General features: G+C 73.9%; 13 protein-coding genes. 3 read left to right on the forward strand and 10 right to left on the reverse strand.

What is annotated here, in order from left to right:
- Nucleotides 1-424: 424 nt before the first annotated feature.
- Together C8E97_RS22540 and C8E97_RS22545 are read right to left on the reverse strand one after the other, a co-directional pair.
- The gene (locus C8E97_RS22540; protein ID WP_246019082.1) at nt 425-1,291 is read right to left on the reverse strand and encodes an alpha/beta hydrolase; all 867 of its coding nucleotides are present in this window, start codon (nt 1,289-1,291) and stop codon (nt 425-427) included.
- Nucleotides 1,237-2,664: a cytochrome P450 gene (locus C8E97_RS22545; RefSeq protein ID WP_246019084.1), complete on the reverse strand. Its 1,428-nt coding sequence runs from the start codon at nt 2,662-2,664 to the stop codon at nt 1,237-1,239. The genes C8E97_RS22540 and C8E97_RS22545 overlap by 55 nt, the downstream gene beginning before the upstream one ends.
- Before the next feature lie 19 nt (nt 2,665-2,683).
- Between C8E97_RS22545 and C8E97_RS22550 the strand changes: the two genes are divergently transcribed.
- The 3 genes from C8E97_RS22550 (at nt 2,684) to C8E97_RS22560 (ending at nt 8,896) form a co-directional block, all read left to right on the forward strand.
- Nucleotides 2,684-3,502, forward strand: coding sequence for an SAM-dependent methyltransferase (locus C8E97_RS22550; RefSeq protein ID WP_246019086.1), 819 nt, complete (start codon nt 2,684-2,686; stop codon nt 3,500-3,502).
- Nucleotide 3,503: 1 nt separating this feature from the next.
- Nucleotides 3,504-5,594 carry a putative bifunctional diguanylate cyclase/phosphodiesterase gene (locus C8E97_RS22555; protein ID WP_121007490.1) on the forward strand — a complete coding sequence of 697 codons (2,091 nt, stop codon included), beginning with the start codon at nt 3,504-3,506 and terminating at the stop codon, nt 5,592-5,594.
- A 299-nt stretch (nt 5,595-5,893) separates the two neighbouring features.
- Nucleotides 5,894-8,896, forward strand: a complete 3,003-nt coding sequence (locus C8E97_RS22560) for an ATP-binding protein (protein ID WP_121007491.1) — start codon at nt 5,894-5,896, stop codon at nt 8,894-8,896.
- A gap of 96 nt (nt 8,897-8,992) precedes the next feature.
- Here the strand turns inward: C8E97_RS22560 and C8E97_RS22565 are convergent, their stop codons facing one another.
- The 8 genes from C8E97_RS22565 to hisG form a co-directional block, all read right to left on the reverse strand.
- On the reverse strand, nt 8,993-9,559 hold the full coding sequence (locus tag C8E97_RS22565; RefSeq protein WP_121007492.1) for a hypothetical protein: 567 nt from the start codon (nt 9,557-9,559) through the stop codon (nt 8,993-8,995).
- 276 nt (nt 9,560-9,835) lie between these two features.
- On the reverse strand, nt 9,836-10,399 hold the full coding sequence (locus C8E97_RS22570; RefSeq protein WP_121007493.1) for a hypothetical protein: 564 nt from the start codon (nt 10,397-10,399) through the stop codon (nt 9,836-9,838).
- 274 nt (nt 10,400-10,673) lie between these two features.
- Nucleotides 10,674-11,318: a hypothetical protein gene (locus C8E97_RS22575; RefSeq protein WP_211347113.1), complete on the reverse strand. Its 645-nt coding sequence runs from the start codon at nt 11,316-11,318 to the stop codon at nt 10,674-10,676.
- 206 nt (nt 11,319-11,524) lie between these two features.
- Entirely contained in the window at nt 11,525-12,112 is a 588-nt protein-coding gene (locus tag C8E97_RS22580; protein WP_121007495.1) for a hypothetical protein, read from the reverse strand.
- A gap of 193 nt (nt 12,113-12,305) precedes the next feature.
- Nucleotides 12,306-13,148, reverse strand: coding sequence for an ABC transporter permease (locus C8E97_RS22585; protein WP_121007496.1), 843 nt, complete (start codon nt 13,146-13,148; stop codon nt 12,306-12,308).
- Entirely contained in the window at nt 13,145-14,116 is a 972-nt protein-coding gene (locus C8E97_RS22590) for an ATP-binding cassette domain-containing protein (protein WP_121007497.1), read from the reverse strand. The genes C8E97_RS22585 and C8E97_RS22590 overlap by 4 nt, the downstream gene beginning before the upstream one ends.
- Nucleotides 14,106-14,654 (reverse strand): NADPH-dependent FMN reductase, encoded by a 549-nt coding sequence (locus tag C8E97_RS22595; protein ID WP_121007498.1) that lies wholly within the window; start codon nt 14,652-14,654, stop codon nt 14,106-14,108. Before C8E97_RS22595 ends, C8E97_RS22590 begins: the two co-directional genes overlap by 11 nt.
- A gap of 295 nt (nt 14,655-14,949) precedes the next feature.
- Nucleotides 14,950-15,813 carry an ATP phosphoribosyltransferase gene (gene hisG / locus C8E97_RS22600; protein ID WP_121007499.1) on the reverse strand — a complete coding sequence of 288 codons (864 nt, stop codon included), beginning with the start codon at nt 15,811-15,813 and terminating at the stop codon, nt 14,950-14,952.
- Nucleotides 15,814-15,918 lie beyond the last annotated feature (105 nt).

Raw genomic sequence — 15,918 nt, forward strand, 5'->3', positions numbered from 1 at the left:
GAAGCGCGCCACCTCCCAGTGTGCGGCCCGGCGGCGGCGCGGTACAGGTGCGTCCGGACGATCCCGCCCGGGGCCGCCGGGAGGACGCCGACAGGCCGCCTGCCGCATCTCACCGGCAGCCGCCCGACAGCCGCCCGACACCGCCGCCCACCCGGCGACACCGCACCACCACCCGCGCCAGACAGCCACCGGTGCGCCCGCGCGGCGCGACACACCACACCAACGCCCGCCCGACAACCGCCAACACCCGCCCGCGCGGCGCGACACACCACAGCCTCGCCCGCCCGGCAGCCACCAACACCCGCCCGCGCGGCGACGCCGACGTCGGCCGACCGTCGCCGCGATCACCCGACCGGCGCGGCGACCCGGCACGGCGGCATTCCCGTGTGCGGGGTCCGCGGCGCGTGCGGACCCCGCACCGGGGTCAGCGGCCGACTTCCCGCGACGCCCAGGAAGCCACCGCCGCGTAGTACCGGCCCGCCTCCCGAGCCAGGTTGATCGAGTGCCCGTGCCCCGGCACCACGTGCGCCTCCAGCGGCGCGGTGAAGTACGGCGCCTCGTCCTCCCGCAACGCCTCCGCCGACGAGCAGTCCGTCGCCAACGGCCCGCACACGGCGGAGTCGTGGCTGCCCACCACGGACAGCACCGGCACGTCGACCAGCCTGCTGTAGGGCAGCACCACGGCCACGCCGAGCGCGTCGGCGGTCTCGACCGGCGAGAAGACGTCCTTGGTGGCCTCCTCCAGCTCGCGCGCCGCGCGCGACAGCTCGCCCGGCGCGTGGAAGTTCCCGTAACGCGTGCCCGGCGCGGTGGTCAGGTAGCCGGGCGGGAACAGCGCGCCGAACCTGCGGTCGAGGTTGGCCGGGACGAAGGTCGCGAACACCGCCGTCACCCCGGCCGGGTTGACGCGGTGGGTCATGCCGGTCAGCAGGACGCCGTCCACGTCGTGGTGCGTGCCCGCCTCGACGACGGCGATGGCCGCGCCCAGCGAGTGGCCGCCGATGACCACGCGCGGGAACGACCGGCCGTACGCGCCCGACCGCAGCCCCCGCACGACCTGGTGCATCGCCTCCGCCTGCGCCAGGGCGGTCAGGGTCGCGGCGGGCGGCCGGGAGCTGCCGCCCGTGCCCAGGCGGTCGACGGCCAGGGTCGCGAAGCCGGCCGCGTTCTGCGCCGCCCGGAACGAGTGCGCGCCGGGGTAGTCCCAGTACGCGCTGTTGTAGGTCGCGCCGGGGATCAGCAGCTGGACGGTCGAGCCGCCACCGGCCGGCGTGCACAGCGTCCCGTGCACGACCTCCCGGTGGCCGAGCACGGTGACCGGCGCGTGGACGTCGCGGCACGCCGGCGCGGCGGTGGCCGGTGACGCGGCGGTGAGGGTCGACGCGGCGAGCAGCGCCACCGCGCCGGCGGCGAGTGAGTACCGCAAGTGGGGAGAACCTCCATCGGTGTCGACTGGACAGGACGGTCATGGGCGGCCGGTTCGGGTGCATCAGGCCGACCACCCCGGGGCGCACGGGTTTCCCCGACGCGGGCACCAGGCGCCATCGGGCCGCCACGGTGGCGGCGACGATGGCGATCCCGATGGACGCAGGCGTGGCCGGGGCACTGGTGCAGCCCGCCCGCGAACGGCACGTACGCGCCCCCGGGCACCGACGCCGCGCGCAGGGGCAGCCACCGGTCGGGGTCGAACACCTCCGGCGCGTCGCAGGACAGCGGGTCGTGGTGCAGCGCGTGCGGGCTGAAGCCGACCTCCGCGCCCGCCGGCAGGCGCACGCCGCCCAGCGTCACGTCGGTGGCGGCGCGGCGCATCATCAGCCACCGCGGGCACTTGCGGAGCACTTCCTTGATCACGCGCTGCGTGTAGACCAGCGACGGCACGCCGGCGAAGGTCGTCGCGCGGCGGCCGAGCACCGCGTCCACGACGCCGTGCACGCCGGCGACCGCGCGGTCGAACCGCCGCCGCACCGGCCGGGCGAGCGGCGCGGGCAGCAGCACGCCGAGCCGGACCATCGTGGGCGTGTGCCGCCGGATCTCCGCCGAGGCGCGCGGCCCGAAGTCGGCGGAGAACAGCGTGCGGCCCACCACGGAGATCGCGAAGTCCCGCGCGAGCCGGTCGACGGCCACCCGCTGCCCGTGGCGCCAGGAATCGACCGATTCGACGGCGGATTCGGTCGTCTTTTCCGCGTGCCGCGCCGGCGCAGCGCCGCGCAGGGCAGGCTGGATCAGCCGGTGCCGGCGGCGGCGGAAATCGCCGCCGGTGCTGACCAGGCCGTTTCCGAACGCGCTGCGGAGTTTGTCCACCAGGACGCCCTTGGTGAACTCGCCGGGCCGCCCGGAAAGCACCTGGTGGGCCAATTCCGGAGTGGTCGCGAAGTACACCGGCGGCGAACCGAGGTGCACCCGGACGAGATCGCCGCAAGACCGCAACCCAGCGGTGAAGGCGAGCCGTCCGCGCACCATCGCGAGGGTGTGGCCGAGCAGCGGCAACCGGCCCGGCACGGTCGGTACCTGCGGTTTCGCGGTGTCGGCGGTCATCGCCTCGCCTTCGGAGCCGGATCGGTGCACTCTATGCGCCGTTCGGACCTCGCGGGATCGCGCATTCGAGTTAAGTTGTTGGATCTGCTGGTGCCCGAACGCCGGACCGGGTTGGATGTCACCGTTCACCCACCGACTGGAGTGCGCCGTGACCGAGCTCGACTGGGTGCCCGACGGCATCGACGTCAGCGTCCCCAGCGTGGCCCGCACTTACGACTACCTGCTGGGCGGTGCGCACAACCTCGCGGTCGACCGCGCGATGGGCGATCGAATGCTCGAAGTGCTGCCCGGCGCGCGCGACCTGGTCCGCATGAACCGCGCGTTCCTCCGCCGCGCCGTCACCCACCTGGTCGATTCCGGGATCACCCAGTTCCTCGACATCGGGTCGGGCATCCCGACGGTCGGCAACGTGCACGAGATCGCGCCGCGGGCGAAGGTCGTCTACGTCGACAAGGACCCGGTCGCCGTGGCGCACGGCCGGTTGCTGCTGACGGGCGTCGAGCGCGCCGCGGCGGTGCGGGCGGACCTGCGCGAGCCGGAGGACGTGCTGTCCCGGCCCGAGGTCGTCGGCCTGCTCGACTTCGACCGGCCGATCGCCCTGCTGGCGCTGCTGGTGGTGCACTTCTCGCCGGACTCCGAGGACCCGGTCGGCTACCTCGGGCGCTACCGGGACCGGCTCGCGCCGGGCAGCCGCCTGGTGATCTCGCACGCCACCGCCGACCGCCGCGTCGACACCATGCGGGCGGCGGCGGCGACCGTGCGGCGCAGCAACTCGCGCGACCAGCTCGTCTACCGCTCGCACGCCGAGGTCACCGCCCTGTTCGCCGGGTTCGAGCTGGAGGAGCCGGGCGTGACGGGCTGCGCGCTGTGGCGGCCGGACGGCGTCGGCGCGGTGTCCGACGACCCGGACGACAACACCCAGGTCTACGTGGGCGTCGGCCGCAAGCCGTCCGCCGGGGGCAGGTGAGATGACCGCCGCGCTTCCCCAGGACGCGGACGGCCTCCGCGCCCGCGCGAAGCTCGCGAAGAAGTGGACCTACCTGCTGAGCGCCCGGACGTTCGTGCCGCTGGCCAACCCCGAGCTGGAGGGCCGCCTGCTCGACCTGGTGGGGCGGCTGTGCGCGGGCGTGGCCGACGAGGCGCTGACCCAGCGGGCCGGGCGCGAGGTGGGCGCGGCGCTGGTGGACCTCAACTGCACCACCGCGGACGGCCTCCAGTGCTCGGTGGAGGTGGTGGGCAAGGGCCTCCTCGGCATGGCGGACCTGGTGCGGCCGGAGAAGCTGCGCGACCGCGTGGTGGACGTGGTCGCCGCCCTGGCCGCCGGTTTCGCCGACCGCGTCAAGGCCACCACCCTGGAGCAGCAGGAGCAGCTGGGCCGCTCGCTGTACCGGGCGATGCGGCAGGCCCAGCTCGACCTGGAGGTCGCCACCGCGCGCTGCGACTCGGTGGAGGGCTGCACGGCCACCGGGATCGCGACCACCGACCCGGCGGGGAAGCTGTTGCGCGCCAACGCCGCGCTGGCCCGGATCGTCGACCGGCCCGGTGCGCGGCTGGCGGGCACGTCGCTGTTCGACCTGGCGCACCCCGCCGAGCGGGCCGGCCTGCGCACCGACTACGCGCAGCTGACCAGGGGCGGCACCACGTCGATCACCCAGCCGCGCCGGCTGGTGCGCGCGGACGGCGAGACGGCGTGGGTGACGCTGACCCTGTCCCCGCTGCGCCGCCACGAGGGCGGCGACCAGGTGGTCGTGCTCGCCGAGGACGCCACCGACGTGAATCTGCTCCAGGGCCAGCTCAACCACCAGTCGCTGCACGACGTGCTGACCCGGCTGCCCAACCGCCAGTACTTCACCAGCAGGCTGGAGCAGGCGCTGCGCACCGCCGACCCGGCGACCGGCGTCACCGTGTTCCACCTCGACCTGGACGGCTTCTCGGCGGTCGCCGGCGGCCTGGGCCGCCGCGTCGGCGACCACGTGCTGAAGGTGGTCGCCACCCGGCTGGAGGAGGCGCTGGCCGGGGAGACCGCGATGGTGGCGCGGTTCGGGTTCGACGAGTTCGCGGTCCTGGTGGAGAACACCGACGCCACCCCGGACGTGGTGACCCTGGTGCGCCGCATCAACGACAAGCTCGCCGAGCCGGTCGACGCGGACGGCCACCGGCTCGCGTGCTCGGCGACGATCGGCGTGGTGCACCGGCCGCCGCGCGACGCGTCGCCCGAGGACCTGCTCGACTCGGCGGACCTGACGCTGCGCCGCGCCAAGGGCAGCGGGCGGCGGCAGTGGGAGCTGGCCGACCCGGCCCGCGACGCGCTGGACCGGAGGGTGCTCGGCCTGGCCGCGACGCTGCCCGGCGCGTGGGCGAAGGGCGAGCTGGGCGTCGAGTACCGGCCGCTGGTGGCGCTCGCGGACGAGCGGGTGGTCGCGGCGGAGGTGTCGCTGCGCTGGGCGCACCCGAGGCTCGGCGGCGTGCCGCACGAGCAGTGCCTCGCGCTGGCCGAGGACACCGGGCTGGACGTGCCGCTGGGCGCGCGGGTGCTGCGGGAGGCGTGCGGGCAGGCGCGGGCTTGGCGGCGCGACCTCGGGCGGGACGTGCCGGTGCGGGTGTCGCTGACGCGCGGCCAGGCGGTGGACCCCGGTCTGGCGGGCGCGGTGCGGGAGGCGTTGGCGGACGCCGGGCTGCCCGCCGGGTCGCTGTGGCTGGGCGTGCCCGCCGACGTGGTGCTGGGAGAGGGCGAACCGGCGGACGGCCTGCGCGCCCTGGCCGGCGAGGGCGTCGGCGTGGAGGTGGACGGGTTCACGGCCGCGCCCGCCGACCTGGCGCGGGTGGTGGGCGCGCCGGTGCGGGCGGTGCGGATGTGCCGCCCGCTGACCGACCGGCCGTCGCCGCTGGTGGCGCGGCTGCTGGCGGACCTGCTGGCGGTCGTGCGCGACGCGGGGATCGGGGTGTCGGTGACCGACGTGACGACGCCGGCGCAGGCGCGGTGGTGGCGGGAGGCGGGCGCGGACACGGCGTCCGGTCCGCTGTTCGCGCCCGCCGGACCGCCGGAGGCGATCCGCTGACCGCGGTGCGGCGCCCGCCCGCCGCACCGGGCACGCCCACCGGCCGGGGCACCTCCCCACCGTGCGTGGACGCCGACTGCGGGCGAGCCACCGGCCGGACCCGCCGCCGACCGGTGCCGCCGCCGACCGGTGCCGCCGCCGGACGAGCGCCGAGCCGGCGCGGGGACCGTCCTGCCCGGACGGTCGCGGCGGTGTCACCCGGATCGGCGCACCGTTCGAACAGGTGACCGAATTCGTGGCCGCGAAACGCCCCTTTTCCCCCGGATCGGCCACTCGGATGGGCTAGGTTCTGGGTCGTCATGCGACTCATCGGACGGGACCATCCAAGCGGGGTGCTGCGCGCCGAGATCGACCGCGCGGCGCGCAGCCACGGCGGGCTGGTGCTGGTGGCGGGTGAACCGGGCATCGGCAAGACCACCCTGGTGACCGGCGCCGCCGAGGAGGCCCGCCGGCGGGGCGCGCTGGTGCTCGGCGGCTCGTGCTGGGACTCCGACACCGCGCCCGGCTACTGGCCGTGGGTGCAGGTGGTGCGGGCGCTGCGCCGGGCCGCCACCCCGGACGAGTGGGCGTCGGTCGACCACGAGCGGCTGGCCGTGCTGCTCGGCGAGGCGCCCGCCAACCACGCGCCGGAGAGCTTCCCGCTCTACGACGCGGTGACCTCGGCGCTGGTCGCGGCGTCCCAGCACCGGCCGGTCGTCGTGGTGCTGGAGGACCTGCACTGGGCCGACCTCGCCTCGCTGCGGCTGCTGGAGTTCGCCGCGCGGCACACGTGGTTCGAGCGGGTGCTGCTGCTGGGCACCTACCGCGACGCCGAGGTGGACGCCGACGGCCACCCGCTGCGCCCCCTGATGGCCCCGCTGCTCGGCCGCGCGACCTCGGTGACGCTCACCGGGCTGTCCGCCGCGGAGGTCGGCGAGCTGATGGCGAGCACGGCGGGCCGCGCGCCGGACGCCGACCTGGCCGCCGCCGTGCACCGGTGGACCGGCGGCAACCCGTTCTTCGTCGAGCAGACCGCCCGGCTGTGGCAGAGCGGCGCACCGGTGCCCGCCATCGCGCCCGGCGTGCGGGACGCGTTGCAGCGCAGGCTGTCGCTGCTGTCCGAACCGGTCGGCGCGCTGCTCACCACCGCGTCCGTGCTCGGCCGCGAGTTCCACCGCCGGGTGCTGGCCGCGACCGCCGCGCTGCCCGTGCCGCACGTGGACCGACTGCTCGACCAGGCCGCGCAGGCCCGGCTGGTGCGGGCGCTGGGCGCGGGCCGGTTCTCGTTCGCGCACGACCTCGTCCGGGAGACGCTGTACGGCTCGCTGGAGGACGTGGCCGCCCGGCACGCGGCCGTCGTGGAGGCGCTGTCCGGCGACCTGGCCGACCAGGCGATGCCCGGCGACCTCGCCCGGCACGCCCACCTCGCGGGCGAGCGGCTGCCCGAGGACCGCGCCGTGGACCTCATGGTCGCCGCCGCGCGGGACGCGAGCACCCGCACGGCGGTGGAGGAGGCCACCGGGCACTACCGCCGGGCGCTGGACCGCGCCACCGACCCGCACCGGCGGCTCCGGCTGGAGCTGGCCCTGGCGCGCGAGCTGTTCCACTGCGGCTCCCCCGGCGACGCCGCCGGCCACTTCGACGCCGCCGTCGCCCTCGTCCGCTCGCTGGGCGACCCGCAGGCGCTGGCCCGCGTCGCGCTGACGCGCTACCGCTTCGCCGACCCCGACGACACCGGGCTCGCGCTGCTGCGCGACGCCCACGCCGCCCTGGTCGGCCCGCCGCCGGAGGAACCGCCCGAGGTGCTGGCGCGCCGGCTCAGCGTCCGGGTGGCGGAGCTGGCGCGGGTCGGGCAGGACGACGACGCGCTCGCCGACGGCCTGTGGGCCGCGCACGACACGGCGTGGGGCCTCGGCACGGCGGCGCAGCGGCTCGCGCTGACCGACGAGCTGACCGCGGTGGCCCGCCGCACCTCCGACCGCGGTTCGCTGCACTTCGCGGCGTCGCTGCGCTGGGTGGCGCTGGTCGAGCTGGGCGATCCCCGCTACCTGGACCAGGTGCGGGCGTTCGTGGCGGAGTCGGAGCGGGCGGCGCTGCCGCGGTTCGAGTTCGCGGCGTTGGTCGACCAGGCCATCATCGCGGCGTTCGGCGGCCGGTTCACCGAGGCGGAGTCCCTGCTGGCGCGGGCGGACGCGCTCGGCGCGGAGGAGAACACCGGCTTCCGCATGATGCACGTGCACCTGTGGTGGGCGCTGTACGCGTTGCAGGGCAAGTTCGCCGAGCTGGACCGGCTGGACCTCACCGGCTACCCGTACCCGGACCTGCTGCGGGGCTTGGGCGCGCTGGGCCGGGGCGACGTGGCGGCGGCCCGCGTGCACCTGGCGTCGCACGACCCGGCCGACGACCGCTTCCAGCGGATGTTCGAGCCGCTGTGGCAGCGGTTCCGGGCGCACTTCGCGCACGCCGCCGGCGACCGGGCGCTGGCGGCCGAGGTGCGCGCCGAGCTCGCGCCGCACCGGGGCCAGTGGCTGGTCTCGCTCTACGGCTGCGACCTCAGCGGGCCGGTGGACCTGTGGCTGGGCCTGGTGGACCTCGCGCTGGGCCGCCACGACGACGCGGTGGCGGAGCTGACCGCCGCGCTGCGCTCGGCGGAGCTGATGCGGGCCCGCCCGTGGGCGGTCGAGGCGCGCCGGCACCTGGTGACGGCGTTGCGCGCCACCGGTTCCCCGGTCGACGCGCTCGGCGCCGAGGTGGCCCGCGAGGCGGCGGCGCTGGGCATGCGGCACCTGGCCGACCGCGGACCGGCCGACGAGTTCCACCGCGACGGCGACGTGTGGTCGCTGTCCTACGCCGGCGCGACGGCGCGGATGCCCGACTCGAAGGGGCTGCGCGACCTGCACGTGCTGCTGGGCAGGCCGGGCACACCGGTGTCGGCGGTGGACCTGCTCGACCCGGAGGCCGTGCCGTCGGCGCGGTCGGGCGGTGACCCGGTGCTGGACGAGGAGGCCAAGGCCGCCTACCGCCGCCGCCTCGCGCGGCTGGACGAGGAGATCGACCAGGCGCACGACGACGACCGGGCGGCGGCGCTGGACCGCGAGCGCGCGGCCCTGCTGGCGGAGCTGCGCTCGGCCGCCGGTCTCGCGGGCCGCACCCGCCGGCTCGGCGACCAGGCCGAGCGGGCCCGCAAGACGGTGACCGCGCGCATCCGCGACGCGCTGCGGAAGATGGACGAACGCCACCCCGCTCTGGCCGCGCACCTGCGGGAGCACCTGTCGACCGGCTCGACGTGCGTCTACTCCGGACAGGTCCACTTCAGACTGTAGCGACCGGTGCGGCGGATCGCGGGGAGGCCCCCGCACCGCCGTTCCCCTTCGGGGTGGCGGTGCGGGGGCCCCGTCCGAGTGGTGCGACGACCGGCGTCAGGACGCCGGGGTGGGCAGCTCCAGGAGCGTGGTCTCCGAGCAGTCGGCCGCCGGACGCTGATCGGTCGACTCCTGCACACTCATAGTCATCAACGCCATCCAATAAAGAAAGTAACGGTCCTGCTGCGCGCCCTCGGGAGGCAGGTTGTCGTCCTTGCAGGCGGCGAGCTTACCTTTGGCCGGGTTGGCCGGGTCGAGGTCGTTGTAGGTCTTGGGGCCGAAATTCTCGTCCCGCACGGCCATCCCGCCCGCAGTGGTCCCCCCGCCCGTGGCCGAGCCGCTCGGGGTGTCGGCGAACCGGGTGGGCACGGACTTGATGCGGGCGGTCGCGCAGTTGCCGGTCGGCGGGGTCTGGTCCTTCGTCGTCACGGTGACGGTGGCGCTGAACTTGCGCTTCACCGGGTCGACCTTGCTGACACAACCCGTGATCGCCAGGCTGGTGATCGTCTCGGCCTTGTCCGCGTGGTAGAGCTTCTCCCACTTGGCGTCGTCGGTCGGGTGTGCTTCGCCGGCGGTGGCGGCGGTGGCGGTGGTGGTCAGGGCCAGCGCCACGGCGACGGCCACACTCGGAAGACTGGTCTTACGCATTACTCGCCTCGATCGTCGTAGGGACATCGCGGCATCCGGATACACGCGACCAGCATTCCCGCCGCCATGCGCGCCCAAGCCCCACCCGCACAACAACCCACCATCCGGCGACACACCCCCACCACACCTCACCCACGTGACAACACCACCCGGCGCAAAGGTCACCGCTCACTTGCGTTGAGGGCCCCGCACCGCCGTTCCCCTTCGGGGTGACGGTGCGGGGTCCCGTCCGCGTGAGTGCGACGACCGATGTCAGGACGCCGGAGTGGGCAGCTTCAGCGGCGTGGTCTCCGAGCAGTCGGCCGACGGCCGCTGGTCGGTCGGCTCCTGCGCCTGGCCCCTGTTCCTCATCAGCAACCAGGCGAAGAAGTCCCCGAACCGCGCGCCGCCGGGAGGCGGGTTGTCGCCCTTGCAGGCGGCCAGCGCACCCTCGGGCGGGTTGGCCGGGTCCAGGTCGTCGTAGGTCTTGGGGCTGAAGTTCTCGTCCGCGGCGACCGCGTCCCCGGTGATCCCGCTCCTCGACGTGAAGCCGACCGGGGTGTCGGCGTTCGCCGTGGGCACCGACTTGATGCGGGCGGTGACGCAGTTGCCGGTGGGCGGGGTCTGGTCCTTCGTCGTCACGGTGACGGTGGCGCTGAACTTGCGCTTCACCGGGTCGACCTTGCTGACACAACCCGTGATCGCCAAGCTGGTGATCGTCTCGGCCTTCTCGGCGCGGTAAAGCTTCTCCCACCCGGGGTCGTCGGTCGGGTGCGCCTCGTCGGCGGTGGCGGCGGTGGTGCTGGCGGTGAGGGCCAGCGCCACGGCGACGGCCACGCTCGGAAGACTCGTCTTACGCATACTCGCCTCGATCGTCGTAGGGACATCGCGGCATCCGGATACACCCGACCAGCATTCCCACCGCCATGCGCGCCCAAGCCCCGGCCGGCACGACAACCCACCATCCGGCGACACCGCCACCGCACGTCACCCCACGTGACAACACCACCCGACGCACGGGCCACCACTCACTTGCGTTGAGGACCCCGCACCGCCGTTCCCCTTCGGGGTGGCCGTGCGGGGTCCCGCCCGAGTGGTGCGACGACCGGTGTCAGGACGCCGGAGTGGGCAGCTTCAGGGGCGTGATCTCCGAGCAGTCGGCCGACAGCCGCTGATCGGTCGACTCCTGCGCTTGGACCTTCTTCCCCGCCAACCACAAAATGAGGTTGACGGGTATGGGATAGTCGGACCGCCGGCCGTCGGGAGGCAGTTTGCCGTCCTTGCAGGCGGCGAGCTTGCCCTCGGGCGGGTCGGCCGGGTCCAGGTCGTCGTAGGTCTTGGGGCTGAAGTTCTCGTCCGCGGCGACCCCGCCCGCGGTGTTCCCCCCGCCCGTGGCCGAGCCGCTCGGGATGTCGGCGAACCCGGTGGGCACGGACTTGATGCGGGCGGTCACGCAGTTGCCGGTCGGCGGGGTCTGGTCCTTCGTCGTCACGGTGACAGTGGCGCTGAACTTGCGCTTCACCGGATCGACCTTGCTGACACAACCCGTGATCGCCAGGCTGGTGATCGTCTCGCCCTTCTCGGCGCGGTAAAGCTTCTCCCACTTGGCGTCGTCGGTCGGGTGCGCTTCGCCGGCGGTGACGGCGGTGGCGGTGGAGGTGAGGGCCAGCGCCACGGCGACGGCCACACTCGGAAGACTCGTCTTACGCATTACTCGCCTCGATCGTCGTAGGGACATCGCGGCATCCGGATACACGTGACCAGGATTCCCGCCGCCATGCGCACCCAAGCCCCACCCGCACAACAACCCACCATCCGGCGACACAACGCCACCGCGCGTCACCCCGCGTGACAACACCACCCGGCGCGCAGACCACCGCTCACTTGCGTTGGGGCCCCGCACCACCGTTCCCGTTCGAGGTGGTGGTGCGGGGCTCCGTCCGAGTGGTGTGACGACCGGCGTCAGGACTCCGGGGTGGGCAGCTTCAGGGGCGTGATCTCCGAGCAGTCGGCCGCCGGCCGCTGATCGGTCGGCTCCTGCGCCTGGAGCATGTGCCGCTTCGCAAGCCAGACGAAGGCAGCCATCTGTCGCGCGCCGTCGGGAGGCGGGTTGTCACCCTTGCAGGCGGACAGCACAGCCTCGGGTGGGTTGGCCGGGTCCAGGTCGTCGTAGGTCTTGGGGCCGTAGTTCTCGTCCCGCACGGCAACCCCCGCCCGCGGCGTTCCCCCACCCGTGGCCGAACCGCTCGGGATGCTCGCGAACCCCGTGGGCACGGACTTGATGCGGGCGGTCGCGCAGTTGCCGGTGGGCGGGGTCTGGTCCTTCGTCGTCACGGTGACGGTGGCGCTGAACTTGCGCTTCACCGGGTCGACCTTGCTGACACAAGCCGTGAAGGCGAGGCTGGTGATGGTCTCGGCCTTGTCGGCGCGGTAAAGCTTCTCCCACGGGAGGCCGTCGGTCGGCTGCGCCTCACCGGCGGAGGCAACGGAGGCAACGGAGGCAACGGAGGCAGCGGTGGAGGTGAGGGCCAGCGCCACGGCGACGGCCACGCTCGGAAGACTCGTCTTACGCATTACTCGCCTCGATCGTCGTAGGGACATCGCGGCATCCGGACACACCCGACCAGCATTCCCACCACCATGCGCACCCAAGCCCTGCCGACGCGTTCTCCCACCATCCGGCGACACACCACCACCACACCTCACCCCACGTGACAACACCACCCGACGCGCGGACCACCGCTCACTTGCGGTTGTAGAGCCGCATCGTCAACGAGCCGCACACGACCGTGAACACCACGCCGTAGGCCAGCGTCCACGCCATCGCCTGCCCGTCGAACCCGCCCGCCATCAACGCCCGCACCGCCGCCACCAGCTTGGTGATCGGGTTGACGTCCACGAAGGCCCGCAACCAACCCGGCATCGTCTCCGGGTTGACGTACACATTGGACAGGAACGTCAGCGGGAACAGCACCAGCATGCTGACGCCCATCACGGACTTCTCGCTGCGCAGCAGCAACCCGAACATGGTCCAGATCCACGAGAACGCGAACGAGAACGCCACCAGCACCGCCACGCCCAGCAGCACGCCGGTGAACCCGCCCTCGGGCCGGAAGCCGAGGATCAGCCCCACGACCATGATGGTGGTGGACGCGAGCACGTACCGCAGCAGGTCGCCCAGGATGTAGCCGACCATCGGCGCGGGCCGCCAGATCGGCAGCGTCCGGAACCGGTCGAAGACGCCCTTCTCGATGTCGCTGTTCACCGCGACGCCCGTGTACATCGTGATCATCACGACGCTGGTCACGGTGATGCCGGGCAGCAGGTACTGGAGGTACTCCCCCGGCGAGCCGGCCAGCGCGCCGCCGAACAGGTAGGTGAACATCAGGATCATCATCACCGGGAACGCGGTGACGTCGAACAGCTGCTCCGGCACGTGCTTGATCTTCAGCACCGCGCGCCACCCGAAGGTCAGCGACGCGGACAGCGCGCTCGGCCGCCGGGGCGGGTGCGCCTCCAGCAGCACGGCGGCCAGGTCCGCCCGATCGGGCGCGGGCAGCAGCTCGGGTTCCTTGGTGACGGTCATGCCGCCGCCTCCTTCTTGTCGGTCAGGGCAAGGAAGACCTCGTCCAGGCTGGGCTGGCCGAGGGAGAAGTTGTCGACGGTGATGCCCTCGCGCGCCAGCTGCGCCAGCGCCTCGGCGGCCTGCTCGGTGGCCCGCCCGGACAGGCGGGCGGTCAGCGCCACCGGGTCCGCGTCGAGCAGCACCTCCGCGTCGAGCACCCGCGCCAGCACCGCGCGGGCGTCGGGGCGGCGGTCGGCGTCCCGCAGCCTCAGGTGCACCGAGCCGACGCCGACGGACGCCTTCAGCTCGCCCTTGGTGCCCTCGGCGATGACGCGGCCGTGGTCGATCACCGCGATGCGGGAGGCGAGCTGGTCGGCCTCGTCGAGGTACTGGGTGGTCAGCAGGACGGTCGTGCCGTGCGCGACGACGGCGCGGACGATGTCCCACACCTGGTTGCGGCTGCGCGGGTCCAGGCCCGTGGTCGGCTCGTCCAGGAACAGCAGGCGCGGCGTGTTCAGGATGCTGGCCGCGATGTCGAGCCGCCGCCGCATGCCGCCCGAGTAGTGCTTGACCTGCTTGGCGGCGGCGTCGGTCAGGCCGAACGCCGCCAGCAGCTGAGCGGCGCGGTCCCTGGCGCGGGCGCGGGGGTGGCCGGTGAGCCTGCCCAGCAGGACCAGGTTCTCCGCGCCGGTCAGGTCCTCGTCGACCGAGGCGTACTGGCCGGTGAGGCTCACCAGCCGGCGGACCGACTCGGGGTCGGCGCGCACGTCGTGGCCGAACACCCGCGCCTCGCCGTCGTCGGGTCGCAGCAGGGTGGCGAGCATCTTGACCGTGGTGGTCTTGCCCGCGCCGTTGGGGCCGAGCAGCCCGTACACGGTGCCGGCGGGCACGGTCAGGTCGACGCCGTCCACCGCGCGGGTGCCGCCGAAGACCTTCACCAACCCGGAGGTTTCGATCGCGTTCACTTCGTGTCCTTCCTCAGGAGACATAGGGGTGGGCGCGCCGGGCGGCGCGCAGCGCGGCGGCCCACCAGATCAGCTGGTCGAGCATCGCGGTGGCCGCCTGCCGGTGGTGCTCGGACTCCAGCGGGCCGTCGTCGAGCAGGTTGATCGCCACGCCGTCGCGCGTGGTCATGACGTGCAGCTCGGTGAACACCGTCCGGAGCTGCTCGACGGCGATCACCCCCGCCGACCGGTAGCCGTAGGAGACGAACGCGGCGGCCTTGGCGTGCCACTCGTCGTAGGCGTAGTCGATCGCCTGCTTGAGGGAGGCCGGGAAGCTGCGGTTGTACTCGGGCGTGACGACGACGAACCCGTCGGCCCAGGCGACGTGGGCGGCGAACCGGCGCATCGCCGGCGTCGGCTGCTCCGGGTAGGACGGTGGGAACTCGAAGTCGACGAGGTCGACCAGCCGGACCTCGACCGCCTGCCGCCGCCCGACCACCTCGGCGGCCCAGCGCCCGATCCCGTCCCCGACCCGGCCTCGGCGCGTGCTGCCGACGACCACGGCGATCCGCAACGGCTCCATCCCGACACCTCCCCACACCCCACAGGCGCGAGACGCCCGCCGGCCGCCCGCCAGATCGGATCTGGCGGCGTGGCCCCGGCGCGCCTCGCGGGCCGCCGGCGAACCGCCGCACGACCCGACGCCGAACGGCTACGCCGCGCACGACCCCGCGCCGCACCGCCTCCCACGGCCCGGCACCGCGCACGACCCCGCGCCGCACCGCCTCCCACGGCCCGGCACCGCGACCCGCGCGCACGAAAAAGGGGCGGTTCGCCCGAGGTCGTCCCCGGTCGAACCGCCCCGACGGCGGAGGAGGTCAGATGCGGCAGGTGTCCAGTGAGCTCACCAGGATCGCCCGCGCGCCCACCCGCCACAGCTCGTCCATGATGAACGGCGCGTCGTCGCGCGGCACCAGCGAGCGCACCGCCACCCAGCCCTCGCGCGCCAGCGGCGACACGGTGGGCGACTCGATGCCCGGCACGAGCTTGAACGCCTCTTCCTGGGCGGTCACCGGGCAGTCGAAGTCGAGGATCACGTACCGCCGCGCGATCAGGACGCCTTGCAGCCGCCGGTGCAGGATCTCGACCGACCGGGCGGCCGCCGGGACCTCCTCGACCGTGTCGCCCTGGATCAGCACGGCCTCGGACTTCAGGATGGGCTTGCCGAACGTCTCCAGGCCGGACGTCTTCAGCGTGATGCCGGTCTCGACGACGTCGGCGATGGCGTCCGCCACGCCCAGCTCGACGGCCGTCTCCACGGCGCCGTCCAGCCGCACCAGCTTGGCCTCGATGCCGTGGGCGGACAGGTGGTTCTCCACCAGGTTCGGGTAGCTGGTCGCGATGCGCTTGCCCGCCAGCCCGGCCGAGTCGGAAATGCCGCCGGGCTTGGAGGCGAAGTAGAACGACGCTCGCCCGAACCCGAGCGGGAGGATTTCCTTCGCGGACACGGTGGAATCCAGCAGCAGGTCCCGGCCGGTGATGCCGACGTCCAGCGACCCCTCGCCGACGTACACCGCGATGTCGCGCGGCCGGAGGAAAAAGAACTGCACGTCATTCGCCGGATCGGCCACGATCAGCTCGCGCCCGGACCGATGGACCCGGTACCCCGCTTCGACCAGCATTTGCGCCGCGGGAGCACTCAATGAGCCCTTGTTGGGCAGGGCGAAGCGAAGAGGAGCCATGCCGCGCAGTCTCCCACACCGCCGCGGTTCGCCCTGACCAGGGGCCGACGTCCTGTCCCACGGTGTGGAACCCGGCCGCCGGGCGGTGGCGGACCGCGCCGCGCC

The organism is Saccharothrix australiensis (assembly GCF_003634935.1).
Lineage (GTDB): Bacteria > Actinomycetota > Actinomycetes > Mycobacteriales > Pseudonocardiaceae > Actinosynnema > Actinosynnema australiense.

Excerpts from the sequence above, each read along its gene's own strand:
- C8E97_RS22555 (WP_121007490.1), top strand. The coding sequence starts at position 3,504 with ATGACCGCCGCGCTTCCCCAGGACGCGGACGGCCTCCGCGCCCGCGCG.
- C8E97_RS22560 (WP_121007491.1), top strand. The coding sequence starts at position 5,894 with ATGCGACTCATCGGACGGGACCATCCAAGCGGGGTGCTGCGCGCCGAG.
- C8E97_RS22585 (WP_121007496.1), bottom strand. The coding sequence starts at position 13,148 with ATGACCGTCACCAAGGAACCCGAGCTGCTGCCCGCGCCCGATCGGGCG.
- C8E97_RS22590 (WP_121007497.1), bottom strand. The coding sequence starts at position 14,116 with ATGTCTCCTGAGGAAGGACACGAAGTGAACGCGATCGAAACCTCCGGG.
- C8E97_RS22595 (WP_121007498.1), bottom strand. The coding sequence starts at position 14,654 with ATGGAGCCGTTGCGGATCGCCGTGGTCGTCGGCAGCACGCGCCGAGGC.
- hisG (WP_121007499.1), bottom strand. The coding sequence starts at position 15,813 with ATGGCTCCTCTTCGCTTCGCCCTGCCCAACAAGGGCTCATTGAGTGCT.